The organism is Paenibacillus dendritiformis, assembly GCF_021654795.1.
GTDB lineage: Bacteria > Bacillota > Bacilli > Paenibacillales > Paenibacillaceae > Paenibacillus_B.
Window position 1 is genome coordinate 3611998 of record NZ_AP025344.1, and the last position, 22517, is coordinate 3634514.

The 22517-nt window shown below is 59.0% G+C and carries 24 protein-coding genes and 1 pseudogene; 11 read left to right on the forward strand and 14 right to left on the reverse strand.

Annotation, left to right across the window (positions count from 1 at the left end; all coding sequences use genetic code 11):
- Nucleotides 1–420 precede the first annotated feature (420 nt).
- Nucleotides 421–789 carry a hypothetical protein gene (locus tag L6439_RS29350; protein ID WP_269155945.1) on the forward strand — a complete coding sequence of 123 codons (369 nt, stop codon included), beginning with the start codon at nucleotides 421–423 and terminating at the stop codon, nucleotides 787–789.
- Here the strand turns inward: L6439_RS29350 and L6439_RS29355 are convergent.
- The 3 genes and pseudogenes from L6439_RS29355 to L6439_RS15895 form a co-directional block, all read right to left on the reverse strand.
- Nucleotides 684–1067: pseudogene (locus L6439_RS29355) on the reverse strand (glycoside hydrolase family 3 N-terminal domain-containing protein); the annotation flags it as partial. The gene L6439_RS29350 and the pseudogene L6439_RS29355 sit on opposite strands and share 106 nt — an antisense overlap.
- On the reverse strand, nucleotides 992–1888 hold the full coding sequence (locus tag L6439_RS29360; RefSeq protein WP_269155946.1) for a glycoside hydrolase family 3 N-terminal domain-containing protein: 897 nt from the start codon (nucleotides 1886–1888) through the stop codon (nucleotides 992–994). The gene L6439_RS29360 and the pseudogene L6439_RS29355, both read right to left, overlap by 76 nt.
- Nucleotides 1885–2739, reverse strand: a complete 855-nt coding sequence (locus tag L6439_RS15895) for a carbon-nitrogen family hydrolase (protein WP_213468427.1) — start codon at nucleotides 2737–2739, stop codon at nucleotides 1885–1887. The genes L6439_RS29360 and L6439_RS15895 overlap by 4 nt, the downstream gene beginning before the upstream one ends.
- Before the next feature lie 170 nt (nucleotides 2740–2909).
- Here L6439_RS15895 and L6439_RS15900 point away from each other — a divergent pair, with 170 nt between their 5' ends.
- Together L6439_RS15900 and L6439_RS15905 are read left to right on the forward strand one after the other, a co-directional pair.
- Complete coding sequence (locus L6439_RS15900) at nucleotides 2910–3410, forward strand: type IV secretion system protein VirB6 (protein ID WP_213468260.1); 501 nt, start codon at nucleotides 2910–2912, stop codon at nucleotides 3408–3410.
- A gap of 118 nt (nucleotides 3411–3528) precedes the next feature.
- Nucleotides 3529–4719 carry a pyridoxal phosphate-dependent aminotransferase gene (locus L6439_RS15905; RefSeq protein ID WP_213468259.1) on the forward strand — a complete coding sequence of 397 codons (1191 nt, stop codon included), beginning with the start codon at nucleotides 3529–3531 and terminating at the stop codon, nucleotides 4717–4719.
- A gap of 246 nt (nucleotides 4720–4965) precedes the next feature.
- On the opposite strand, the gene L6439_RS15910 is transcribed toward L6439_RS15905, so the two are convergent.
- Nucleotides 4966–5115, reverse strand: a complete 150-nt coding sequence (locus L6439_RS15910) for a hypothetical protein (protein WP_168181361.1) — start codon at nucleotides 5113–5115, stop codon at nucleotides 4966–4968.
- Between the two features lie 121 nt (nucleotides 5116–5236).
- Between L6439_RS15910 and proB the strand changes: the two genes are divergently transcribed.
- From proB to mtnB, 6 genes are read left to right on the forward strand one after another with little or no spacing between them, the layout of a single operon-like run.
- A complete protein-coding gene (gene proB, locus L6439_RS15915; protein ID WP_420540597.1) occupies nucleotides 5237–6322 on the forward strand; it encodes a glutamate 5-kinase in 1086 nt (361 codons plus the stop codon).
- Nucleotides 6323–6360: 38 nt separating this feature from the next.
- On the forward strand, nucleotides 6361–7608 hold the full coding sequence (locus L6439_RS15920; protein WP_213468257.1) for a glutamate-5-semialdehyde dehydrogenase: 1248 nt from the start codon (nucleotides 6361–6363) through the stop codon (nucleotides 7606–7608).
- Nucleotides 7609–7652: 44 nt separating this feature from the next.
- Entirely contained in the window at nucleotides 7653–8534 is an 882-nt protein-coding gene (proC, locus tag L6439_RS15925; RefSeq protein WP_213468256.1) for a pyrroline-5-carboxylate reductase, read from the forward strand.
- Complete coding sequence (locus L6439_RS15930) at nucleotides 8531–9748, forward strand: 2,3-diketo-5-methylthiopentyl-1-phosphate enolase (RefSeq protein WP_213468255.1); 1218 nt, start codon at nucleotides 8531–8533, stop codon at nucleotides 9746–9748. The genes proC and L6439_RS15930 overlap by 4 nt, the downstream gene beginning before the upstream one ends.
- Entirely contained in the window at nucleotides 9745–10410 is a 666-nt protein-coding gene (locus tag L6439_RS15935; protein ID WP_213468254.1) for a 2-hydroxy-3-keto-5-methylthiopentenyl-1-phosphate phosphatase, read from the forward strand. Before L6439_RS15930 ends, L6439_RS15935 begins: the two co-directional genes overlap by 4 nt.
- Nucleotides 10407–11051 carry a methylthioribulose 1-phosphate dehydratase gene (gene mtnB / locus L6439_RS15940; protein WP_213468253.1) on the forward strand — a complete coding sequence of 215 codons (645 nt, stop codon included), beginning with the start codon at nucleotides 10407–10409 and terminating at the stop codon, nucleotides 11049–11051. Before L6439_RS15935 ends, mtnB begins: the two co-directional genes overlap by 4 nt.
- Here mtnB and L6439_RS15945 read toward each other — a convergent pair.
- On the reverse strand, nucleotides 11046–11375 hold the full coding sequence (locus tag L6439_RS15945) for a hypothetical protein (protein WP_213468252.1): 330 nt from the start codon (nucleotides 11373–11375) through the stop codon (nucleotides 11046–11048). The two genes, mtnB and L6439_RS15945, sit on opposite strands and share 6 nt — an antisense overlap.
- Before the next feature lie 56 nt (nucleotides 11376–11431).
- On the opposite strand from L6439_RS15945, the gene L6439_RS15950 reads away from it, so the two are divergent.
- Together L6439_RS15950 and L6439_RS15955 are read left to right on the forward strand one after the other, a co-directional pair.
- Nucleotides 11432–12244 (forward strand): TetR/AcrR family transcriptional regulator, encoded by an 813-nt coding sequence (locus L6439_RS15950; RefSeq protein ID WP_213468251.1) that lies wholly within the window; start codon nucleotides 11432–11434, stop codon nucleotides 12242–12244.
- A 2-nt stretch (nucleotides 12245–12246) separates the two neighbouring features.
- Complete coding sequence (locus tag L6439_RS15955; RefSeq protein ID WP_237096929.1) at nucleotides 12247–13125, forward strand: alpha/beta fold hydrolase; 879 nt, start codon at nucleotides 12247–12249, stop codon at nucleotides 13123–13125.
- A gap of 103 nt (nucleotides 13126–13228) precedes the next feature.
- Here the strand turns inward: L6439_RS15955 and L6439_RS15960 are convergent, their stop codons facing one another.
- The 9 genes from L6439_RS15960 to L6439_RS16000 all read right to left on the reverse strand — a co-directional run bounded on the left by L6439_RS15960 (nucleotide 13229) and on the right by L6439_RS16000 (nucleotide 22485).
- Nucleotides 13229–13930 (reverse strand): DnaD domain-containing protein, encoded by a 702-nt coding sequence (locus tag L6439_RS15960; RefSeq protein ID WP_168181351.1) that lies wholly within the window; start codon nucleotides 13928–13930, stop codon nucleotides 13229–13231.
- 201 nt (nucleotides 13931–14131) lie between these two features.
- On the reverse strand, nucleotides 14132–15427 hold the full coding sequence (gene asnS / locus L6439_RS15965; protein ID WP_168181350.1) for an asparagine--tRNA ligase: 1296 nt from the start codon (nucleotides 15425–15427) through the stop codon (nucleotides 14132–14134).
- A 14-nt stretch (nucleotides 15428–15441) separates the two neighbouring features.
- The gene (locus tag L6439_RS15970) at nucleotides 15442–16653 is read right to left on the reverse strand and encodes an acetate kinase (protein WP_168181349.1); all 1212 of its coding nucleotides are present in this window, start codon (nucleotides 16651–16653) and stop codon (nucleotides 15442–15444) included.
- The gene (locus tag L6439_RS15975) at nucleotides 16650–17522 is read right to left on the reverse strand and encodes a 3-hydroxyacyl-CoA dehydrogenase family protein (RefSeq protein ID WP_168181348.1); all 873 of its coding nucleotides are present in this window, start codon (nucleotides 17520–17522) and stop codon (nucleotides 16650–16652) included. Before L6439_RS15975 ends, L6439_RS15970 begins: the two co-directional genes overlap by 4 nt.
- A gap of 132 nt (nucleotides 17523–17654) precedes the next feature.
- Complete coding sequence (locus tag L6439_RS15980; protein WP_168181347.1) at nucleotides 17655–19172, reverse strand: AAA family ATPase; 1518 nt, start codon at nucleotides 19170–19172, stop codon at nucleotides 17655–17657.
- Nucleotides 19141–19707, reverse strand: coding sequence for a quinolinate synthase (locus tag L6439_RS15985; protein ID WP_213468250.1), 567 nt, complete (start codon nucleotides 19705–19707; stop codon nucleotides 19141–19143). Before L6439_RS15985 ends, L6439_RS15980 begins: the two co-directional genes overlap by 32 nt.
- A gap of 292 nt (nucleotides 19708–19999) precedes the next feature.
- Nucleotides 20000–20521 (reverse strand): cell wall elongation regulator TseB-like domain-containing protein, encoded by a 522-nt coding sequence (locus L6439_RS15990; RefSeq protein ID WP_168181345.1) that lies wholly within the window; start codon nucleotides 20519–20521, stop codon nucleotides 20000–20002.
- A gap of 12 nt (nucleotides 20522–20533) precedes the next feature.
- Nucleotides 20534–21841 carry an amidohydrolase gene (locus L6439_RS15995; RefSeq protein ID WP_213468249.1) on the reverse strand — a complete coding sequence of 436 codons (1308 nt, stop codon included), beginning with the start codon at nucleotides 21839–21841 and terminating at the stop codon, nucleotides 20534–20536.
- Complete coding sequence (locus tag L6439_RS16000; RefSeq protein ID WP_168181343.1) at nucleotides 21838–22485, reverse strand: redox-sensing transcriptional repressor Rex; 648 nt, start codon at nucleotides 22483–22485, stop codon at nucleotides 21838–21840. The genes L6439_RS15995 and L6439_RS16000 overlap by 4 nt, the downstream gene beginning before the upstream one ends.
- Between the last annotated feature and the right edge of the window lie 32 nt (nucleotides 22486–22517).

The following is a 22517-nucleotide window of genomic DNA, read 5'->3' on the forward strand; positions in this document are numbered from 1 at the left end:
GGCTGTATGTCTGTCTGTGGCAGCGCGACCGGCAGCTTGCCTGAGGGCGGTTCGGCGGAGAACAGCGCCTGGACGCCGGCGCGGAGATTGCTGGGCGTCGTCCCGTAGACGGCGATCCCGAGCGGGATATCCGGCAGTTCGGTCATATCGTACGGAGTTCCGACGGACAGTACGGCGGCCGCAATGCCGTGCTCCCCAGCGGCCTGGAACCAGCTGCTTGCCTTCTCCGCGCTGTCCCGATCATGATGCAGGTCCTGCGCCACCCAGACCGCGATCGCCCCGTCCGGCCATTGCCGCGGCGATGGAGCGTCCGCCGGCGCCCGTGCGTCAACCCGGATGCTGCCCCCTGACATGGAGGAAGCGGCTGCTACGATCTCGCGCTGAACGCGTTCCAGCGCCGTCCGGTTATCTCCGATAAGGATGATGCGGCGGCCGTCTCCGCGAAGCAGCGGCAAATTCTTCTTCACTGCCGTCCCCCACACGGTTGCCGCTTCGGACGCGATGCGATCGGCCGTCTCTTCCGCCGAGCCGGATTGGAAATACGCCTCGGCCTCCTGGATTGCGTCCTCCAGCGCGCCGGGCGGGGAGGCGGTGTCGGGAAGCAGGCCGTACTTCCGCTTCATTCGCAATATTCGGCGGACGCTGTCGTCAATCCGGGCAGGCTCAAGCTCGCCGGCGTCCACCGCCCGGTGTATCGCGTCCACCGCCGCGGCCGGCTCCGGCGGCATCAGAAGCATGTCCGCCCCTGCCTTTACCGCCATGACCGCCGCTTCCTCGCTCCCGAAGTGATCGGCGATGGCCTTCATATTGAGCGCATCCGTTACGATGACCCCCTGGAACCCAAGCTGTTCGCGGAGCACGCCGGTCAAGATGCGCGGCGACAAAGTCGCCGGAAGCGTAATCGGCTTCCCATCCAGCTTCGAGACGGCTGCCGCCGCTTCCAGCTGCGGTACTTGAATATGCGCGCTCATAATGGCATCGACGCCTCCCGCTATCGCGGCCCGGAACGGCACCCATTCGACGGACTCGAAGCGAGAGAGACCGTAATCGAGCTTCGGCAGCCCGATATGCGAATCGGTCGCTCGTGGCCGGGGAAATGCTTGGCTACCGCAGGCAGCCCGGCGGAATGCATGCCGCCGATGAACGAGGTGACGAAGTCCGCAACCTGCTCCGGATCCGATCCGAATGAGCGGAGGCCAATGACCGGATTGTCCGGATTGCTGTTGATGTCGGCGACCGGCGCGAAGTCGAGATTGATGTCCAGCTTGGCGAGCATCTCGCCGAGAGTCGACCCGGTCTCCGCGGCCGCTTCCGCACGCCCCGTCGCGCCGATTGCCATATTCCCGTTCAATGGGGAGGCGAAGGGCAGCCGCGTGACGATGCCGCCTTCCTGATCGGTGCTGATCCATAGCGGGATGGCGGCCGTCTGCTGCAAGCGGCGGTTCAGCGCCAGTACCGTGGAGATGTCCGGCATATCGGGGCGGAAGAGAATGATCCCGCCAGGCCGGAGCTGCCGCACCGCTTCCTCCAGTTGGACGCTGCCGGCTTCCCGTTCGACCGCCTCCAAATCCACCATCAGCATTTGGCTAATCCGCTCATCGAGCGACATGCCAGACAGCGTCTGTTCAATGAATGCCTTCTCCTGCTCCCTCTCCTTCTCCTGTCGGGCGGCTGCTCCATCGTTCCCTCCTCCCTTCCCCCCCGGAGACGAAGGGCCGCCGGAACCTGTATCGGGCCCTCCCGCCGTTCCTGCCTGAGGCTGAAGGGCGATCCAGGCTCCGATCCCGACGGCGGCCGCAAGCAGCGCCGAGGCCAGGATGATGAGCGTCCGCCGGGCCCCGCCCTGGCGCTTCCCGCCATGCCGGCTTGAGCGCGGGGGCGTGCTCATGTCCGCTCCTCGGCGGACACGGGCTGCCCGCTTCCGCGGTATAAGGCTTCACGCCGATCCGCGAATACCGGTATGCGGCGGCGAACATCCTGGACGGATGACAGCGGGATATCCGCGTAAATATCCGTCTCTTCTTCTCCCGCTCCCGCGATGGTCTCTCCCCAAGGATCAAGCACGACCGAATGGCCGAAGAAGGCGGATTCGGTTCCGTCCGCTCCTGTGCTCGCGCCCACCCGATTGCAGGCGGCGACGAACATCTGATTCTCGATCGCCCGGGCCGTCAGCAGCGTGCGCCAATGGTGAAGCCGCGGATGCGGCCACTGGGCGGGCACGAACAGCACCTCCGCGCCATCGAGAGCCAACGTGCGCGCCAGCTCGGGGAAGCGCAGATCATAGCAAATGATGGCGCCGCACGCCACGCCGTCCAATTCAAAGCGGCCCGGCATGTCTCCCGCAGTCAGATACGAATGCTCATCCATCAAGCGGAACAGATGAGTCTTGTCGTAGTGAGCCGCAACCCGGCCCTGGCGGTCCGTTACATACAGCCGGTTATAGAAGCGGCTTCCTTCGCGCACCGACACGGATCCGCCGATAATATTCACTTCATGCCGGGCCGATAATGCCGACAGGAGCTCCCGCGCCGCTTCCCCTCCCGGATCGGCCAATTGATCGAGCTTTTCCAACGCATAGCCGGTATTCCACATCTCCGGGAGGACGATGACGTCAGGCGGGCCGCCCGAACGGTTCATCACTTGCTCGATGCGGCGCTTTACGCGATCCGCGTTGCGCTCCGGCTCTCCGATGCTGACATCCATTTGAATGAGGCATATTCTCCATTCATCCGGCTTCATTCGATTGACACGCTCCTTCGCTCTGACCTGTTTTTCCACACTTTCCTTCATGATACCTTTTCATGGAATGGAGTCAAGCCGGACACACTATAGAAGGTCTATAAGTTCGTGTTCACACAGGACTTTCCGAACTACCCGATTATGGCATCAAAAAGAAAGGAGTTTTCCTTATGATAAGACAAGCACTTCAAGCCGCGGCGGCCGCGCTCCTGATCGGGGCGTTCGCTTGGGCCGGCGTCACCGGCGCATTTCCTGCCCAATTCGAGACCGGGAACACCGCCCCGTCAACGAAGGTTCCTCCAGTCCAGCTGTTCGACATGCAGCAGGAACGCATTATTAAGACGATTCCGAACCAGGAAGAACATCAGGCGGCCGCCCGGGAATGGCTCCAGTCGGTTACGGGGCCCGCTCCCCAGTTAACCATCGACAGCCGCTGCGGATATATCGTCCGGATCCCGCTCGAAGCGCCCGTTGCGATCAAGCTTGCGTCCGCTGAACTGAAGACGAAAGATATTTTCTTAATCTATTGCCCGGACAAGGACCCGCTGCTTCTTGTCTTCTCCGAGCAGCGCAAGCCGTTCCTGCTGCGCATCTCGGCCAACGTGAAGCCGTTCATGCAGAAACTGCTTGCCCCGGCGTCCCCGCGGCAAGTGACGCCATCCAGCAATTGACCCCCGGGACGGCCGATTCCTGTTCTTCGATCAAAAAGAGGTATACACTTCCGGCAAAACATGCTAAATTATCGTTAATCTTCGCGCTTGGCGATATATGTGTCTGGAGTGAATTCCGATGAAGTCTAATATACCTGCAATCGTGCCGGCCGACCGGATGAACGGTCTGCCGAAGCAGTTCTTCGCCGCTCTGGTAGCGCGGGCTCAAGCGAGAATCGCCGCCGGTCATGACGTGATTAATCTCGGGCAAGGCAATCCCGATCTGCCGACGGCTTCGCATATCGTCGCCGCCCTGCAGGAAGCGGCCGCCAATCCGTTATATCATCGCTATCCCCCGTTCCAGGGCTACCGCTTCCTCAAGGAGGCGGTCGCCGAGCGGTACTTGGCCGATTACGGCGTCGACCTGGACCCGGATTCCGAGGTCGCCGTTCTGTTCGGCGGCAAGACCGGGCTCGTGGAAATCAGCCAAATTCTGCTCAACCCGGGCGACGTATGTCTTGTTCCGGATCCCGGCTATCCGGATTACTGGTCCGGCGTAGCCTTGGCCGGCGCCGAGATGGTTATGATGCCGCTGCTTGAGGAGAACGGGTATTTGCCGGACTATGAGCGGGTTGACGCCGCCGGTCTGGAACGGGCGAAGCTGATGTTCCTCAATTACCCGAACAACCCGACATCCGCTGTCGCGGATCGCCCGTTCTACGAAGAGACGATTCGCTTCGCCGAGCGGAACGGGATTATCGTGGCGAGCGATTTCGCCTATGGCGCGATCGGCTTCGGCGGCCGCCGGCCGATCAGCTTCCTGGAAGTGCCGGGAGCGAAGGATGTCGGTGTCGAATTCTATACGATGTCCAAAACCTACAATATGGCCGGCTGGCGCGTCGCTTTCGCCGTGGGCAACGCCGAGATCATCCGGCTCATCAATCTGATGCAGGACCATATGTACGTCAGCCTGTTCGGCGCGGTGCAGGCCGCGGCGGCAGCCGCACTGACCGGACCGCAGGACTGCGTCAGGGAACTGTGCGCTGCCTATGAAGCGCGGCGCAATGCGCTCTACGCGGAGCTGCACCGCATCGGCTGGATCGCGCAGCCGCCAGCCGGCTCCTTTTTCTGTTGGCTCCCGGTGCCTGCCGGATTTACGTCGGCATCGTTCGCCGATCTGCTGCTGGAGCAGGCGAATGTCGTCACAGCGCCGGGGATCGGCTTCGGCGGGCACGGCGAAGGCTATGTCCGGCTCGGCCTGCTGGCGCCGGAGGAACGGCTGATCGAGGCGGCAGAGCGCATCGGATCGCTTGGTCTGTTCGGCGGCTGAGACGGCTTCCGAACTCATGTGGTGGACACGACTCCGCCCGGCGGTGACATTCCGGTGCTATCCCCCGCTTTACACGTCTCGGAATCGCATGGTATTCTAAGGGTAACCGCGCCGCCGCATGGACGGCAGGCGCCGGATACATGGAACGCGATGACAGGACCAGTACGTAACCAAGTCATGCCCAGAGAGCGGATGCCCCGGCTGCAAGCACCGCCGTTGACCGTTGCGGAACCTATCCTTGAGCGGTCAGCGTAAGCGATGCGTCGCGAAGCTGAACGGCAGCCCCGTTATCGGCAGGAAGCAGGAAGCGGAGGAATCCCGCGGAAGGCCATTGAGCAGCGGCAGCGTCTGGCTGCGCTGGCTGTCAGCCGCAGGAGACACATCCGTCTTCAACAAAGGTGGTACCGCGGAAGATCGACTTTCGTCCTTTATAGGACGGAAGTTTTTTTTATTCCGCAGCAAAAGCATAAAGCACGCAGTATAACGGCAGGAAGTGATTGAATTGCAACGCATCGTAATGAAAATCGGAAGCAGTTCCCTTACGTCGGACAATGGCGGCCTCGATCGCGATCGGGTCTCCTTCTACGTCCAAGAGATCATTGCCATGCGCCAACGCGGCGCTCAGGTGGTGCTGGTCACCTCCGGAGCGGTGGCGGCCGGCTTCCGGCATATCGGCTACCGGGAGCGGCCCAAGCAGCTTCATGAGAAGCAGGCGGCCGCTGCGGTCGGGCAAGCTCTGCTGATGCAGGCATACCAAGAGGAGCTGCAGATGCATGGAGTGCCTGCGGCACAAATTTTGCTCACCCGTTCCGACTTCGCGAACCGCCGCCGGGGGCATAATGCGTATATGACGCTCCAGGAATTGCTGGCCCGGGATGTTGTCCCGATTATTAATGAGAATGATACCGTGTCGGTCGAGGAACTCAAATTCGGCGATAACGACACGCTCTCCGCGCTCGTCGCCAATCTGGTTCACGCGGACCGGCTCATCATCGTCACCGACACGGACGGCTTGTATACCGCCGACCCGCGGACCAATCCCGGAGCGACCCGCTTCGACCGGGTCGAGGAAATTAATGAGGATCTGTACGCGTATGCCGGAGGGGCCGGCTCTTCCGTTGGCACGGGCGGCATGCGCTCCAAGCTGGACGCGGCGCGCATCGCCATGCGCGGGGGCGTCCCCGCCTTCGTCGGCAAGGTGAATGAACCGGGCGATCTTCCGCGCGCGGTGGACGGTGACGGAAAGGGAACTTATTTCGACACCCATTTCCACGCGCTGCCGATGAAGAAGCAGTGGCTCGGCTTCCATTCGACGGCGCATGGCCGCATCGGCGTCGATGCCGGGGCGGAGGAGGCGCTGCTGGCCAGAGGGTCCAGCCTGCTGCCCGCCGGCGTTCGTTCAATCGAGGGCGAATTCCATTCCGGAGACGTCGTCGAAGTCACCGGCCCCGATGAGCGGCTAATCGGCAGAGGCATCGTCAATTACGATTCCGATCAGCTGCGGACGGCGGCCGGCTGGTCAAGCGATGAAGTGATGAAGCGCATGGAGGTGCACCGGATCGAGGTCATTCACCGCGACGAATGGGTTACGTTGCGTTCCTGATGTTCCGGCAAAGCTGATTTTGATAAGGAGGAACTACGATGAGTGAAGTGCGTAACAAAGCCGGTCTGGCGAAGCAAGCGGCCCAGATCATGAACCGGCTGACCACGGAGGAGAAAAATGCCGCGCTGCTGCAAATGGCGGATAAGCTGCGGGAGCAAGAGCGCTCCATTATCGAAGCCAATGCGAAGGACGTGGAGAACGGCCGGCAGCAAGGCACCTCCCCTTCCCTGCTCGATCGGCTGGCGCTGAACAGCGACCGGATCGAAGCGATGGCGGAAGGTCTGCGCCAGATTGCCGCCCTGCCCGATCCTGTGGGCGACGTGCTGGAGACGTTTACCCGTCCGAATGGCCTCCGGATTGAGAAAATACGGGTCCCGCTCGGCGTCATCGGCATGATCTATGAAGCGCGACCGAATGTCACGGTCGATGCGGCCGGTCTTTGTCTGAAGACCGGGAACGCGGTGGTCCTGCGGGGCGGCTCGGCCGCGATGGAATCGAACAAGCGCATCGTCGCCGTCCTGCACGAGGCGCTGGCCGCGACGGCGCTGCCGGCGGATGCGCTGCAATTGATCGAGAGTCCGGACCGATCCTCGGTAGATGAGATGCTGAAATTGAACGGACTGCTCGACGTCGTCATCCCGCGCGGGGGCGCTTCGCTGATTCAGAATGTTGTGCAAAATGCCACCGTGCCGGTAATCGAGACGGGTGCCGGCATCTGCCATACGTACATCGATGAGTCGGCCCGTACGGAGATGGCCGAAGCGATTGCCGTCAATGCGAAGGCTCAGCGTCCATCCGTATGCAACGCCATGGAGACGCTGCTCGTGCATCAGGCGTATGCGGAGCGCCATCTGCGTGCGCTACTGGACCAGATGCGCGCCCGGGATGTAGAGCTGCGGGGCTGCGAGCGCACGCAAGCCCTGGATCCATCGGTGAAGTCAGCCGCCGAAGCGGATTATGCGACTGAATACAACGATTACATCCTCAATGTGCGTATCGTTGATTCCCTCGATGCCGCGCTGGAGCATATTGCGCGATACGGCACGATGCATTCCGAGTGCATCGTCACGGAAAATGCTAAGCAGGCCGAGCGATTCCTGCAGGAGGTGGACGCTGCGGCCGTCTATCATAACGCATCGACCCGCTTCACCGACGGATTCGAATTCGGCTTCGGCGCCGAGATCGGCATCAGCACCCAGAAGCTGCATGCCCGCGGTCCGATGGGATTGCCGGCACTCACCTCTAGCAAGTACCGGATCTACGGAACAGGACAAATTCGCTCTTAAAAGAGACAAACATTGCGAATCGATAGGGATAGGAAGAGAGAGGAATGATACTGATGGAAAATAGACATACACAAATAACCGACTCGTTCCGCTCGCTTCGCATCGGCATTTACGGAGCCGGTTCCATGGCGGAAGCGATTATTCGCGGCCTGACGGAGAAGCGGCTGATTGCGCCGGACCGGATCGCGGTCGTGAACCGGAGCAATACCGATCGGCTGGAGGAGCTGCGGCGGCGCTACGGCGTCGCTGCCGATAACTCCCCGCTGGGCAAAACGGGTATTCTGCGGGCGGCCGATATCGTCCTGCTCGCCGTCAAGCCAAAAGATGCCGCGGGCGCGCTCGCCGAGCTGAAGACCTGCCTCCGGCCGGGCGCCCTCCTGCTCTCCGTCGTCGCCGGACTCCCGATCGCCACGATGCAGCGCATCGCAGGGCCGATTCCCGTCGTGCGTACGATGCCGAATACATCCAGCTCGATCGGTCTCGGCGCGACCGGTGTCTGCTGGTCGGATGAGACGTCCGCGGAACATCAAGAAGCCGCGCTCCATCTGCTGCAGGCCATAGGCTATGCCACCGTGGTGGCCGAGCATGATATGAATATCATTACCGGGCTATCCGGAAGCGGACCGGCCTATGTATACTATTTAATGGAAGCGATGATCGCGGCGGGCGTTGACGGCGGGCTATCCGAGGAGCAAGCGCGCGAGTTGACCGTGCAGACCGTCCGGGGCGCGGCCGAGATGGTCCGCCTGACCGGAGAAGAGCCGGCTGAGCTGCGGCGCAAGGTGACCTCTCCCGGAGGGACGACCGCTGCAGCGATCGAGACGCTGGAGAAGCACCAATTCCGGCAGGCGCTTCGTTCCGCCATACACCGCGCGGAGTCCCGCGCGCAAGAGATGGGAGAACAAATTGGGAGGGAGACATTTTGAAAGCACATTGCACCGCCACGTATCGCATTTATGACGATCGGGCCGATTTCGCCAGCAAGGCGGAAAGCATCGCCGTCGGCATGACGGTCGGCAGCTGGACCGAGCTGCCGGAAGCGCAAAAAGCCGATATGGCCAAGCATCTGGGACAAGTCCTCTCTGTCGTGCCGGTCGAATCCGACATTCCGGGCGAGCGGTATGCGGATATTACAATCGCCTATCCCGACGTCAATTACAGCCGGGATCTGCCTGCCTTGCTCGTGACGCTGTTCGGCAAGCTGTCCATGGATGGACGCATCAAGCTGATGGACATCGAATGGTCCGATGCGTTCAAGCACGCGTTCCCCGGACCGAAGTTCGGCCTCGACGGGATCCGGAAGCTGGTCGATGTGCATGATCGGCCGCTTCTTATGAGCATTTTCAAATCGGTCATCGGCTATGATCTGCCCGCTCTTGCGGAACAATTCCGGCAGCAGGCGCTGGGCGGAGTCAATATTATTAAAGACGACGAGATCCTGTTTGAAAATCCGCTCACGCCCATCGAGCGCCGGGTCAAGGCCTGCATCGAGACGGCCGATGCCGTCGGCCAGCAGACCGGCCGGAAGCTGCTGTATGCGGTCAATCTGACCGGCCCGACGTTCAAGCTGCGCGATCAGGCGCTTCGCGCCATCGAAGCCGGAGCCAACGCCTTCCTGTTCAATGTACTGGCCTATGGCTTCGATGTGCTGCACGCCCTCAGCTCGGATCCGGATATATCCGTGCCGATCGCCGCCCATCCGGCGATGGCGGGCAGCATGTATCCATCGCCGCATCATGGCATCGCGGCCCAACTCCTGCTCGGCAAGCTAATGCGGCTCGCCGGAGCGGATCTGGTGCTGTTTCCGTCGCCATACGCCTCCGTTACGATGCCGGCCGAGGAGACTTTCGCCATCCGCGATGCGCTCACCCGGCAAGATTTGGCGCTTCAGCGCAGCTTCCCGGTTCCGTCCGCAGGCATCCACCCAGGCATCGTGCCGCTTATCATTCGCGACTTCGGCACCGATGTGGTCGTCAATGCAGGCGGAGGCATCCATGGGCATCCGCTCGGGACCGCTGCCGGAGGGCGCGCATTCATGCAAGCGATTGACGCCGTCATGCAAGGGAACACCCTGGAGAGCCGCGCGTCTGATCAGGAAGAGCTGCGGGCCGCGATTCAAGCTTGGGGGGTGAAGCAGTGAACCAGAGCCGCCGACGGATCATTTTCTGCGATTTTGACGGCACGATTACCGTAAACGACAACATTATCGCCATTATCCGCCACTTCAACCCCCCGGGCTGGGAACCAATTGTCCAGGATGTGTTGGAGGAGCGAATTTCCATTTCCGAAGGCGTCGGGCAAATGTTCGCTCTGCTGCCGTCGTCGATGCGGGATGAAGTCATCCGGTTCGCTCTCGGACAAGCCGTGATCCGGCCGGGATTCGAGGAATTCGTCCGCTTCTGCCGGGACAGCGAAATCGAGCTGTACGTCACGAGCGGCGGCATCGATTTCTTCGTCTACCCGCTCCTTGAGCCGTTCGGCATTCCTTCCAGTCATATTTATTGCAACGGCAGCGACTTCAGCGGAGAATCGATTCGGATCACCTGGCCTCATCCTTGCCGGGAGCCATGCCGGAACCAGTGCGGAATGTGCAAGGCGACCATCGTCCGCCGCTTTCCGCAGGAACAATATGAGCGGATCGTTATCGGGGACAGCGTGACGGACTTCGCGGCAGCGAAGCTGGTCGAGTTCGTCTATGCGCGGGCCCAGCTTATCAGCAAATGCGAAGAGCTGCATCTTCCTTATGCGCCGTTCGAGACGTTTTATGATATTATCGAGCATCTGGGAGGTTCGGCTTCATGATAGATATCCGGTTAACAATGGAGGAAAAACAGCACGCCCTTGCCGAGCTGCGCAGCATCAAGGAGCAATTCGCCGCGCGTCATTGGTTTCCCGGGACGAGCGGAAATCTGTCCGTCCGCACAGGGGATATGGAGGAAGGGCGTTTTCACTTCGCGATTACGGCCAGCGGCATGGATAAGTCCGTACATACGCCAGAGGACTTCCTGTTCGTGGATGAAGCCGGACAGCCGTGTGAGGCGACCCGGCGGCGCCCAAGCGCGGAGACGCTTATCCATTGCGAGATTTACCGGTTAACCGGGGCAGGCGCCATTTTTCACATTCATACGGTTTTTAACAATATCGTGTCCGAGATGTATGGGGAGGAAGGGTATATTCCCGTTCAAGGCGTGGAGCTTATCAAAGCGTTCAACATCTGGGAGGAAAATGCGCGAATCGACATCCCGGTCGTTCCGAACTACGCTCATATTCCGAGCATCGTCCCCTGCATTACGGCCAAGCTCAATCCGGCGATTCCGGGCATCGTGCTGCGCAACCACGGCATTTACGCCTGGGGAGCCAACTGCTTCGAGGCGAAGCGCCATCTCGAGGCGTTCGAGTTTCTGTTCGAGCATGTGTATCGAATGAAAGCAGTGGGATTATAGCGCTTCACCTGCGATCGCTTTGCAAGACGGCTCTTTCAAAGCGATCGTCTCTTTATCCGGATGCCGCTGCGGAAGATCTCCGCATGAGATGCCGATCACGCGTTGGCGGACGGTTGCATGGTCCTTTGCACCATTCTCCCCTTCGGTCAGGTCCGTGAACGGAATCTTGCGATCATCTTGCCGCTCTGCTATCCCCCTCTCATCAAAGCCTCCTCTCCTGTGCCCATAGCGCATAGACCAAAATGATAAATGCGGTAAACGTATTTTATTTCGGCTCGCGTTTTCCTTACCCTGGTTTACTTTTCTTCTCTCATTATGTATCATATTAACATACCCATGAGTATGTTGTTGTTATATTCTCTGGAAAGGACGCGATCCCTATGAGCTCTTACGATCATATCGTGCGAACAGCGCGAAAACTGGCTGCGGAACGATCTGCCGAGCGGCTGACGTATGCGGATATTGCCGCGGCTGCCGGTGTCCATTGGACGACGGTGCGCAGACATTTGGGCGACAAGCGGAAGATGATGGAGCTCCTGACGGAGGATGCTGGAACGAGGCATGCGGAGCGGACGAAGCCGGAGACGCGGCAGCGGATTCTGGACAGCGCCCGGCACATCTTTGCCGGGCACGGCTATGCCAACGCGAATCTCGACATCATCGCGGCGGAGGCAGGCTTGACGAAGGGGGCTGTCTATTGGCATTTCAGCAGCAAGCAGGATCTGTTCTTCGGCTTGCTCCAAGCCGAGCTGGAACGGATGCAAGCGCTTCTTCCGCGCGAAGCCCGGCAATTGACGGACACCGCCTGCGATCCGGCGGATGCGGCTGCCCGGATGCTCCGGTCCCGCTTTCCCGCCCAGGAAAGCGGCACCGGTTCCGCGTACCTGTTCTTTGAATTCCTGACCGCGTCGCGAGATCCTGAAGTGAAGCGGCGCCTGCAAGCCGCATATACGCGAATCTGGGATCTGGCCCAAGCCCATATCGAGCAGCTTCAAGAGGGCGGAATCATCGCCTCCGATGCCCCGGCAGACAAGCTCGCGATTCTTCTTCAGTCACTCATCCACGGCCTGATGATCTCCTGGATTATCGATCCGAAGCGAATTGATTTTGACCGAGTCGTACCGGACATGGTCCGGATATTGTGGCACGGCATCGGCGGACCAGGAACGGCGCAGGGAGGTGCAAAGGCGTGACGATGACAGTGTATCGGTCAGCCCCGATTTATGACATCATGAATATAAATGGCATGCAGGTGCACTACCGGAGGGAAGGGAGCGGCCGCCCCGTCGTCCTGCTTCACGGCGGCATATTGTCGCTCCATGATTACGACGCTGTCGTTCCGCTCCTGCGCGGGCGTTACGATGTCATCGCGCTGGATCGCCCGGGCTACGGTTACAGCCAACGGGAGCCCGGCGTGGCGATGACGCCGGCACGGCAATCGGAATGGCTTCATCAGGTGCTGACAGCGCTGCGGGCGGAGAAGCCAATCATCGTAGGCCATTCCTGGAGCGGTCTGATGACGCTTGCCTATGCCTTGAACCATCCCGGCGAAGCGGCTGGCATCGTGCTTCTCGCCCCGGCAGCCTATGGCGGGAAGGCCTATCCGGCCGGCCGGCTTGACGCGCTTCTGTACCGGGGAATCCGCTCCCTCGTCATAGGCGATATCCTTATGCGCGGGCTGCTGATGCCTCTCTCCCGTCCCCTCGCGGCCCTGTCGGCGAAGGGAGCCTTCGCGCCTGCGCCGGTTCCCGCCGCCTATATGGAACGCGCGTACGATCTGTGGTGCCGTCCGTCACAGATTCGCGCCAATCGCGAGGATGTCTTTTCCTTTTCGCAGACTGCCGAGGACCTGTCTTCCCGGTATCCGGCCCTGACCGTTCCGACCGTCATCGCGGTCGGAGACAAGGAGCCGTACCGGCCGGAGCTGCAGTCGCTGCGCTTGCACCGCGACATCCCGCACTCGGCGCTCCTGACCGTGCGCGGCGCGCACCATATGCTGCCGGTGACCCATCCTGAAGCGGTCGCGGAAGCGCTCGCGCTGCTGGAGGAGCGGATTGACATCGGCCATCGCTAGCCTGGGCTGCGGCTTTCCCCAACATCAATACCCCCGGCGCCAACGAGTCTTCCTCATTGGCGCCGGGGGTTCGGGTGAAGCTGCTCTTGGCTGCGGTTCATGGTCAACTGTCGGAAGGGATGCGCACCTTCCCGCTGGAACGGAACCGCTGCGTGTACGCCTTGGCATCTTCGATGGTGCGGACGCGGTTGCGGCTCCACTCGAGCAAAATCCGATCGATGTAGCGGAAATACACTTTGCCGGCGAATACCGCTTCCTTCAGCGCCAGCAGTATCAGCTCTTCCGGATAGCGGTCTTCGTCAATCCAGCCGGCGATCGTCTCGCACTCCATCGGGGAGAGAGGCCGTCCGAATTCCTTCTCGAATATATTGAACAGATTCGGCGGCTCCGCATCCGACAGCGGTGCCGCCGCCCGCAGCCGCTGCCGCTCCGCCCGTATTTCCTCCGCGGCGGCCAAGGCGAGCTTTTCCCATAATCCGCTCAAATTGTACTGCTCATACTGAACATCCGTCGCCGGATCGATGTTGTCGTCTATGCTCAAAAAACCTTCTTTCATCAGCTTCTGCAGCGATTTGATAACCGCATCAGGAGCTGCTCCCATTCGTTCCTGCAGTTCGTCGATTGTCGGGAACTCCTTCATCTCCTGCTGCTTGAAGCCGATGAGGTGAATGAGCAGCATCACATCCGAATCGCTCAACTTCCATTGCTTGTAATAACGCAGCAAATGATACGGCACGCTAATGCTGCCCGATTGCAGGCCTAGCGCCAACCCTTTGGCGAAGGTCCGGAATCCGTCTACACTCACCAAGGTACCTCCTCTTCCCAACATACTCTCCTTATTGTCGCACAAACGAACGCATTTGGTAAGGCTTACATTGATAATGTTTCCAAAAAATTCATGAACTTATCTAAGAGTAATCCCGTATCACCGAAGCGATACGGGATCATGTGCTAGCTATCAGGCCGCGCATCCCGGCACACGGGGAGCTGGCCATGGTTCAGGCCTCTATGGATAAAGACGGTACAACAGGCGCGGGAACGGAATTGTCTCCCGAACATGCTCAAGCCCGCAAATCCACGCCACCGTGCGCTCCAGTCCTAGACCGAAGCCGGAATGAGGCACGGAACCGTATTTTCTCAAGTCAAGATACCACTGATACGCTTCATCGGACAGTTCATGCTCGCGGAAGCGCTCCTTCATGAGCTCCGGATCGTCGATCCGCTGCGAGCCGCCGATAATCTCGCCATAGCCTTCCGGCGCGATCATGTCGGCGCAGAGCACGACTTCCGGACGGTTCGGATCCGGCTTCATATAGAACGCCTTGATCGAGGTCGGGTAATGAGTAATGAACACCGGCGTCTCGTATTTCTCCGCGATCGCCGTCTCATGCGGCGCACCGAAGTCTTCGCCCCACGGAATGTCATGGCCTTGCTCCTGCAAAAATTGAATCGCTTCGTCATACGTGATGCGCGGGAACGGAGCTGTCACCTTCTCTAGCTTCGAGACATCACGTCCGAGCGTATCGAGCTCGGCGCGGCAGTTCTTCAGCACGGACTGCACGATATGAGCTACGAATTGCTCCTGCACCCGCAGATTCTCTTCATGATCCACGAAGGCCATCTCCGGCTCGATCATCCAGAACTCGATCAGGTGGCGCCGGGTTTTCGATTTCTCGGCGCGGAAGGTCGGTCCGAAGGAGTACACCTTGTTCAGCGCCATCGCGGCAGCTTCCATATAGAGCTGACCGCTCTGGGTCAGGAACGCGTCTTCTTCGAAATATTTCGTATGGAACAGCTCCGTCGTGCCTTCGCAAGAGGAAGGCGTCAGGATCGGAGGATCGACCAGCGTAAAGCCATGCTCGTCGAAAAATTGCTGCACCGCGCGAATAATCTCGGCGCGAATCGTCAGGATGGCGCGCTGTCTTGGCGCCCGCAGCCACAGATGGCGGTGATCCATCAGGAAGTCGACCCCATGCTCCTTCGGCGTAATCGGATAGTCCTGCGTCAATTGGATGATCTCGACTCCGGTTACCGTCATTTCATAGCCGGATTTGGAGCGCGGCTCTTCCCGTACGATCCCTGTAAAATATAAAGAGCTCTCCTGCGTCAAGCTCTTGGCCGCTTCCCATACCTCTTCCGGCACTTCGCTCTTCACGACGACACCTTGGATGAACCCGGTGCCGTCCCGCAGCTGCAGAAATTGAATCTTGCCGCTGGAACGTTTGTTATGCAGCCAGCCGCCGATGCGGACTTCTTCGCCCACATGGCGGTTGACTTCACGGATGACACATGTGGTCGCCATCATTCGTCTCTCCCTTACGATTGTTTGGATTGTTGAACCAATCGATACGTATCGCGGGCAATCATCAGCTCTTCATTGGTCGGAATGACGAATACGTCCACCTTCGAAGCCGGCGTCGAGATGCGGCGCGGTTCCTTCGAACGCACCTTGTTCAGTTCCCGATCAAGCTCTACGCCGAGGAACGTCAGCTTCTCGCAGACATGCTGGCGGATAACGACCGAGTTCTCGCCTACGCCGGCGGTAAACACGATCGCATCGACGCCGTCCATCGCGGCCGCATAGGCCCCGATATACTTGCGCATGCGGTATGTGTACATTTCGAACGCCAGCGTCGAGTTCGGTTCGCCAGCTTCCATTCCGTCCGTAATCTCGCGCATATCGCTGGATACGCCGGAGATTGCGAGCAGCCCGCTGTGCTTGTTCAGCATCGAATTGACTTCATTGACCGTCAGGTCTTCCTTCATCATCGTGAACGGAACGACCGCAGGGTCTAGGTCGCCGCTGCGCGTACCCATCATCAGACCTTCAAGCGGCGTCATCCCCATCGACGTATCGACCGAGATGCCTCCGTCGACCGCCGTCAGGCTGGCCCCGTTCCCGATATGGCACGTGATGATTTTCAGCTCTTCGATCGGGCGCTCCATCAGTTCGGCCGCGCGCTTGCTGACATAATCATGCGATGTGCCGTGGAAGCCGTAGCGGCGGATTTTGTGCTTTTTGTACAGCACTTTTGGAATGGCGTACATATATGCTTTCTCAGGCATCGTCTGGTGGAAAGCCGTATCGAACACAACGGATTGCGGCACGTTCGGCATATTCGCCTCCACGGCCTTGATCCCCATCATATGGGCGGGATTATGCAGCGGCGCCAGATCGAACAAGCGGCGAATCTCGGCTTTGACCTCGGAATCGACCAATACCGAGTTTTTGAACGATTCGCCCCCGTGCACGACGCGATGGCCGACCGCATCGATCTCGCCGGTCGACTTCAGAACGCCGACTTCGGCGTCGGTCAGCTTGTCCAAGACTTTGCGGATGGCCGTCGTATGGTCCAGAATCTCGCTGACTTCCGTGATCTCTTCCGTATGGTGCGGCTCATGCACGAGGATGGAAGAATCCATCCCGATGCGCTCTACCCGGCCTGCGGCCAACACCGACTCGTCCGTCATATCGTACAGTTGGTATTTAAGCGAGGAGCTTCCCGCGTTGATTACAAGTATTTTCATAGTCGATCCCCATCCTTATCATACTTGAAAAATCCGACGCCCGTCTTCACACCAAGGTGGCCGGCTCGCACCATCTTTTTCAACAATACGGACGGACGATATTTGATATCGCCGAACTCGCGGAACATGCGTTCCAAGGCCGCCAATACCGAATCCAGACCGAAGCGGTCCGCCATTTCCAAAGGCCCATATTGGAAATTGTATCCGATACGCATCGCGTTGTCGATATCTTCCGCCGAAGCGACCCCTTCCTGCAGCACATGAAGAGCCTCGTTGATGAGAATGCAGCTCACGCGCGTCGTCACGAATCCCGGGGATTCATAGACCATGACGCCTTTCTTCTGCACAACCTCTTCGACGAAGCGCTTCGTTTCGTTAAATGTAGCGTCCGAAGTCTTCAGCCCGCGGATAATCTCCACAAGCTCGACCTTCGCGACGGGATAAATAAAGTGCATGCCGATAACCCGATCCGGATATTTCGTCGAGCTGGCCAGTTCGGTTAGAGACAATGTGGATGTATTGCTTGCCAAAATAATATTGCTTGGGCAAACGCGATCCAGTTCCGCAAATACTTGCTTTTTCGCTTCCAAATCCTCCGAGATCGTCTCGATGACCAATTCGCATCCTCCGAGTTCCGCCAAATGCGTCACCTTATGTATGCGGGACAGGATCAGTTTTTTCTCCGCCTGGGTGATGGCCCATTTCTCCAATTGTTTGTCCAGACTCGCTTCAATCATCGAGTAGGCATGATCCAGCTTCTCTGTCGACTTTTCCACCAACAGCACGTCCAAGCCTTTGACAGCAAGCATTTCCGCAATGCCTTGGCCCATTGTACCGCCGCCGATGACGCCGATTTTCTTGAAAAACATGGTTTCTTCCACCTTTCCTCCATCTATGCTCTGTATAGTGTACCCGATAACAGGCATTCGTTATCAGTGCACAGGGATCTTAATCTATCATAACATGAATCCTGAAATTAAAAAGAAAAACCCAGCGTGTTTTCACGCTGGGAATTCCTGCCTGTCACATAATAGACACCGAAATTGCTCTCCGCTCAGGTTTTCCTCGCGCAGAAGCTGGTGCAAAACGCGATCAAAGGCAGGCTTGCGCTCAGACAGCAGCGCATGCGTACGCTGAAAGAGCTCCTCCATGATAGCTTGCGTCTGCCGGGTTACCGCTTCCGGCGGCAGCTGCTTCAAGCGGACGATGCCCAACTCCGTGAGCCCGGCATTGATCATCGAGTCGACAATGTTCAGCGCGTGATCGAAGTCGCCCTGCGAGCCGGTGCTCCGGTTCCCGTAAAAGATCTCCTCGGCCGCCGCGCCGCCGAGCGCGATCATAATCTGTTCCTCCAGGAAAGGCTTCGTGTACAAATAACGCTCCTCCAGCGGCTGATGGCGGACATATCCGAGCGCTTGTCCCCGCGGGCTGAGCGCCACCTGGGATACGCTTCCGGGGCGGACTACTTCCGCCATAATCGCATGCCCCAGCTCGTGGATGGCGACACGCCGCCGTTCTTCCTGGTTTGTCTCCCGGTCGATCTTCTCGCCCATCATCACTTTATCGATCGCCTGGGACAGATGATTCGTCGTAATGACATTCGACTCGTCCCGCATCGCGTAGATCGCTCCTTCGTTCAGGACGCTCTCCAGCTGCGCGCCGGAGAAGCCGAAGGTCTCGTCGGCAATGCGCTCCAGATCGATGTCGTCGGCGAGCGGCTTATTGTTGGCGTGCAGCTTCAAAATGTGAAGCCGGCCCTTTTTATCGGGGAGATCGACCTGAATATGACGGTCAAACCGTCCCGGACGCAGGAGAGCGCTATCCAGCATCTCCTTGCGGTTCGTCGCGGCCATGACGAGAATGCGCGGACTCATGTCGGCATACAGCCCGTCCATCTCCGTCAGAAGCTGGTTCAGCGTCTGATCGTATTCCCGCTGCTGGCCGCCTTCCCGCTTCCCGCCGATGACATCGATCTCGTCGATGAAGATGACGGCGTTCTGCTTTTTCTCCTTCGCCGCGCGCTGCCGCGCCTGCTTGAACAGCTCGCGTACGCGGCCCGCGCCGACGCCGACGAACATTTCCACGAACTCGCTGCCCGCGACGCCGATGAAGACGGCATCGGCATAGTGGGCCGCCGCTTTGGCCATCAGCGTTTTCCCCGTGCCCGGAGGACCGGTCAGCAGGATGCCCTTGAGCGGACGGATCCCGAACTTCCGAATCGCATCCGGGCGAACCAAGAAATCGAGCGCTTCAATCAATTCATTTTTCGCCCGCTCCTGCCCACCAATCTGCTCGAAGCTGAGCGGAGCGACGGACGACTTCCGCGAATCGCTGCGGGAGCCTCCGGTCGTCACGCCGGCGCCTCCGCGCCGCTGGACGACGAAAGAGAGCGCGATCAACACGACGGCTGCCAACACGATCGGAAGGATATTCACGCCGCGAAAGGCGAGAAAAACAACAATCGCGATCGCGGCTCCGATTGCCGCCTCAGGCCAGCGGATGGACAGTCTGTTCTTCATGCGGCCACACCCCCATTGCGGTTCCGTCCAGCGGCAAGAGCATCGTCTTGCTGCCTTGCTCGTCCTTCAGTTGGATATAGACATACTGGTTATCCATTTCCGTCACGACTTCAACGCCTGGCTGATTCGCCTGAAGCTCCTTAAGCTTCTTCGGAATATCGCTATAATTCCGGTGAACCATCGCCTCGGCTACATCGAACATCGCCTGCGACCACCATTGGTCAATCGATGGCGTACTGTTCTCATTGATATATTCAATCAGCACTTTGTTGCCCTTGGCATACTGTACAATCTCGGCATTGAGCTTCTGCACCACTTCACGAATATCGGCGTCCGGATCGGCCTGAATTTGAATGTTCAGCGTGTCCGAATGCCAGTCTACCTGGTACTTCGTAATCTCGGCATGCTGCCGCATGACGCGATCTACGGGCTGTTGCACATACTTCGTCTGATATACGGCCCACCCGCCGAATAAAATACCGCCGGTCAGCAGCATAATAAGCAGGGTCGGCGCAATGCGAATGTTCTTCGTCATGCCACAAAAACCCCTTTCTATTCCTGTATATCGCGGAAAGTGCAATTTGAGACAAGTTGCAAGCTTGCAAATAAGAGATCTGCTTCGCTGACATACGGTGCTAAAATTGTGTTTTTATCTATCAAAACACGATATACAAAAGTATATCATATCTGATATACGAATACGGAATGTAAAGTGTTCCATGACTGCCAAGACAGCAAAAAACACCGCCTCCCTTCAGCGGCGGTATGACGCTGAAGCGAAGCGGTGCGGCAGAAGAGGGCCGCTGTTCCAAGCCCCCTTGGCTATTCTATTGGTTGGGCAGGCCATAGATCTCGCCCACCGGAGAACCGTCGTAGAAAGAATAAAACTGATAAAAATACCGGCGCGTTCCTTTCTCGTCCTTGCGCTGGACGAAGGCCTGCCACACATATTGATTGTCCTTATATCCGGGCAGCAGGCGGACGATGCGGGCATCGGGATGCGCCTGTTGAATCGCGGCCTTCACCGAAGCCTTATCCGCGCTGTCGGCTGCCGGGATCGAGGCGACCCGATCGGGGAATACCCATACCCAGACGGCCTTCCCTTCCTGATTAACCCCATTTATGACATAGACGACTTCATCCCATATGCTCTTCTCGATGCCGTTCACTTCGGTCAACGGCGCCTCTTGCTGGGCGCGCTGCAAGATGTCTGCTTCCTTCATGCGCTCGTCGGAATAAATGTAGTTGACATACATCACCAAGGCGACAATGAGCAGGATAAGCACGACGAACGCCAGCGCGGCGATGAACCACCGGTTGCGGCGGCGGCGACTGCGGCTTCTGGCCATGCGTTCCTCCCGTCAGCGCTCAAGCAGGCGCTCGAAGCACCGCCCGGCTTCATAGAGAATGCGCTCTTCGTCCAAGGTGAGGCATTGGCCGTCCTTGATCACTTGGCGCCCGTCGACCCATACATGGGCGACATCTTTAGCGGAAGCGGAATAGATCATATGCGAGACGAAGTCGGTATGCGGCACGAAATGCGGCTGGTTCACATTCACCGCTACGATATCCGCCTTCATGCCGGCTTCCAGCAGCCCCAGCTTCTCCGCCCGGATCGTCCGGGCTCCGTACAGCGTGCCCATGCGCATCGCTTCAGCTGCCGGAACGGCCGTCGGATCGCCGGATACGCCCTTATGAATCAGGGCCGCCAGGCGCATCTCTTCGAACATATCCAGATTGTTGTTGCTTGCCGGCCCGTCCGTTCCGAGCGATACGGTTACGCCCGCGCGAAGCAGCTCGGGCACCCGGGCGACGCCGGAAGCCAGCTTCAGATTGCTGCCGGGATTATGAGAGACCGCTACATCGTGACGAGCCAGTACTTCGATCTCCTCATCGGTCAGATGCACGCCGTGCGCCACGAAGGAAGGCCGGGAGAAGAAGCCGAGCTTCTCCAGATGAGCGACGGGACGAAGCCCGTAGTCCGCGACATTCTGGGCGACTTCCGCCGCGGTCTCCGACATGTGCGTATGCAGCGGAAGATCGAGATCATGCGCCGCCTGCACGAACTTCTCGATGAAGCCCGGAGGACATGTATACGGAGCGTGCGGAGCCAGCATCGCCGTGATGCGCCCGTCCGCCTTCCCGTGCCAATCCTGGGCGAATTGAACGGCTTCCCGGAGCTTCGCTTCCTGCACGTCTTCCGGGCATAAGCCGATGGCGCCGCGCATCAGGCAGGCGCGCATGCCGGACTCCTCGACGACCTTGGCCACCTCATCCATATGGTCGTACATATCCACGAATGTCGTCGTCCCGCCTTTCAGCATTTCCAGGACCGAGAGCGCCGTTCCCCAGCGGACATCCTCCGCGGTGAATTTCGCTTCCATCGGCCACATCTTCTCCTGCAGCCACGTCTGGAGCACCATGTCGTCTCCATATCCGCGCAGCAGCGACATCGCCGCATGGCCGTGCGTGTTGATGAGCCCTGGCATGAAGAACAGCCCTTTGCCGTCGATCCGCGCCGCTTCGGAAGTGTCATGCTCCTGCGGCAGCTGTTCTCCCACATATACAATCATGTCATCTTCAATGACCATCGCGCCTGTAACGGCCGTGCGCTCCGCGCCTGGGCGGAGCGAAGCAAAGGTCCCGTTCTCAATAATCATTTTCGTCATTCTACCGGAGCTTCCTTTCTATCATCGGATAAATAATAGGCCAGACTGAACATGTCCGTCGTAAAATCGGCCGTATGCACCCGGACATGAGCCGGGACGCGAAGGATGACCGGCGCGAAGTTCAAGATCGCCTCGACGCCCGCCTCGACGAACTGTTCCGCGACATGCTGCGCCTCCGAGGCGGGCACGGTAATGATGCCGATGCGGATTTTCTGCTCGCGCACGGTGTCCGCCAACTCGCTCATCGGCTGCACCCGCAGATTATTGATCTCGGTGCCTACCTTCGACTCCAGCGCGTCGAATACGGCCACAATCCGCATATTATCCTTCATATAAGCCGTATAGTTGCACAATGCATGGCCCAGCTTCCCCGCGCCGACGAGACCGACATGAATAATCTGATCCAGCTTCAGTATATGACGGATTTGTTGAATCAGGTAAGAGACGTCATACCCGATTCCTTTGCGTCCAAAATCGCCGAAATATGCCAAGTCTTTGCGAATCTGGGCGGGATTGAGGTCCAGCTTCTGCCCCAAATCCTGTGAAGAAACCGTCAGAACCTCTCGCTGCTTCAGTTCCATCAGATGACGTAAATAAACCGGCAGTCTGCGAACGACAGCTTCTGATATTTTCAACGTTTTCATATCTATTTCGTTGCCCCCTCATCGCTCTTACA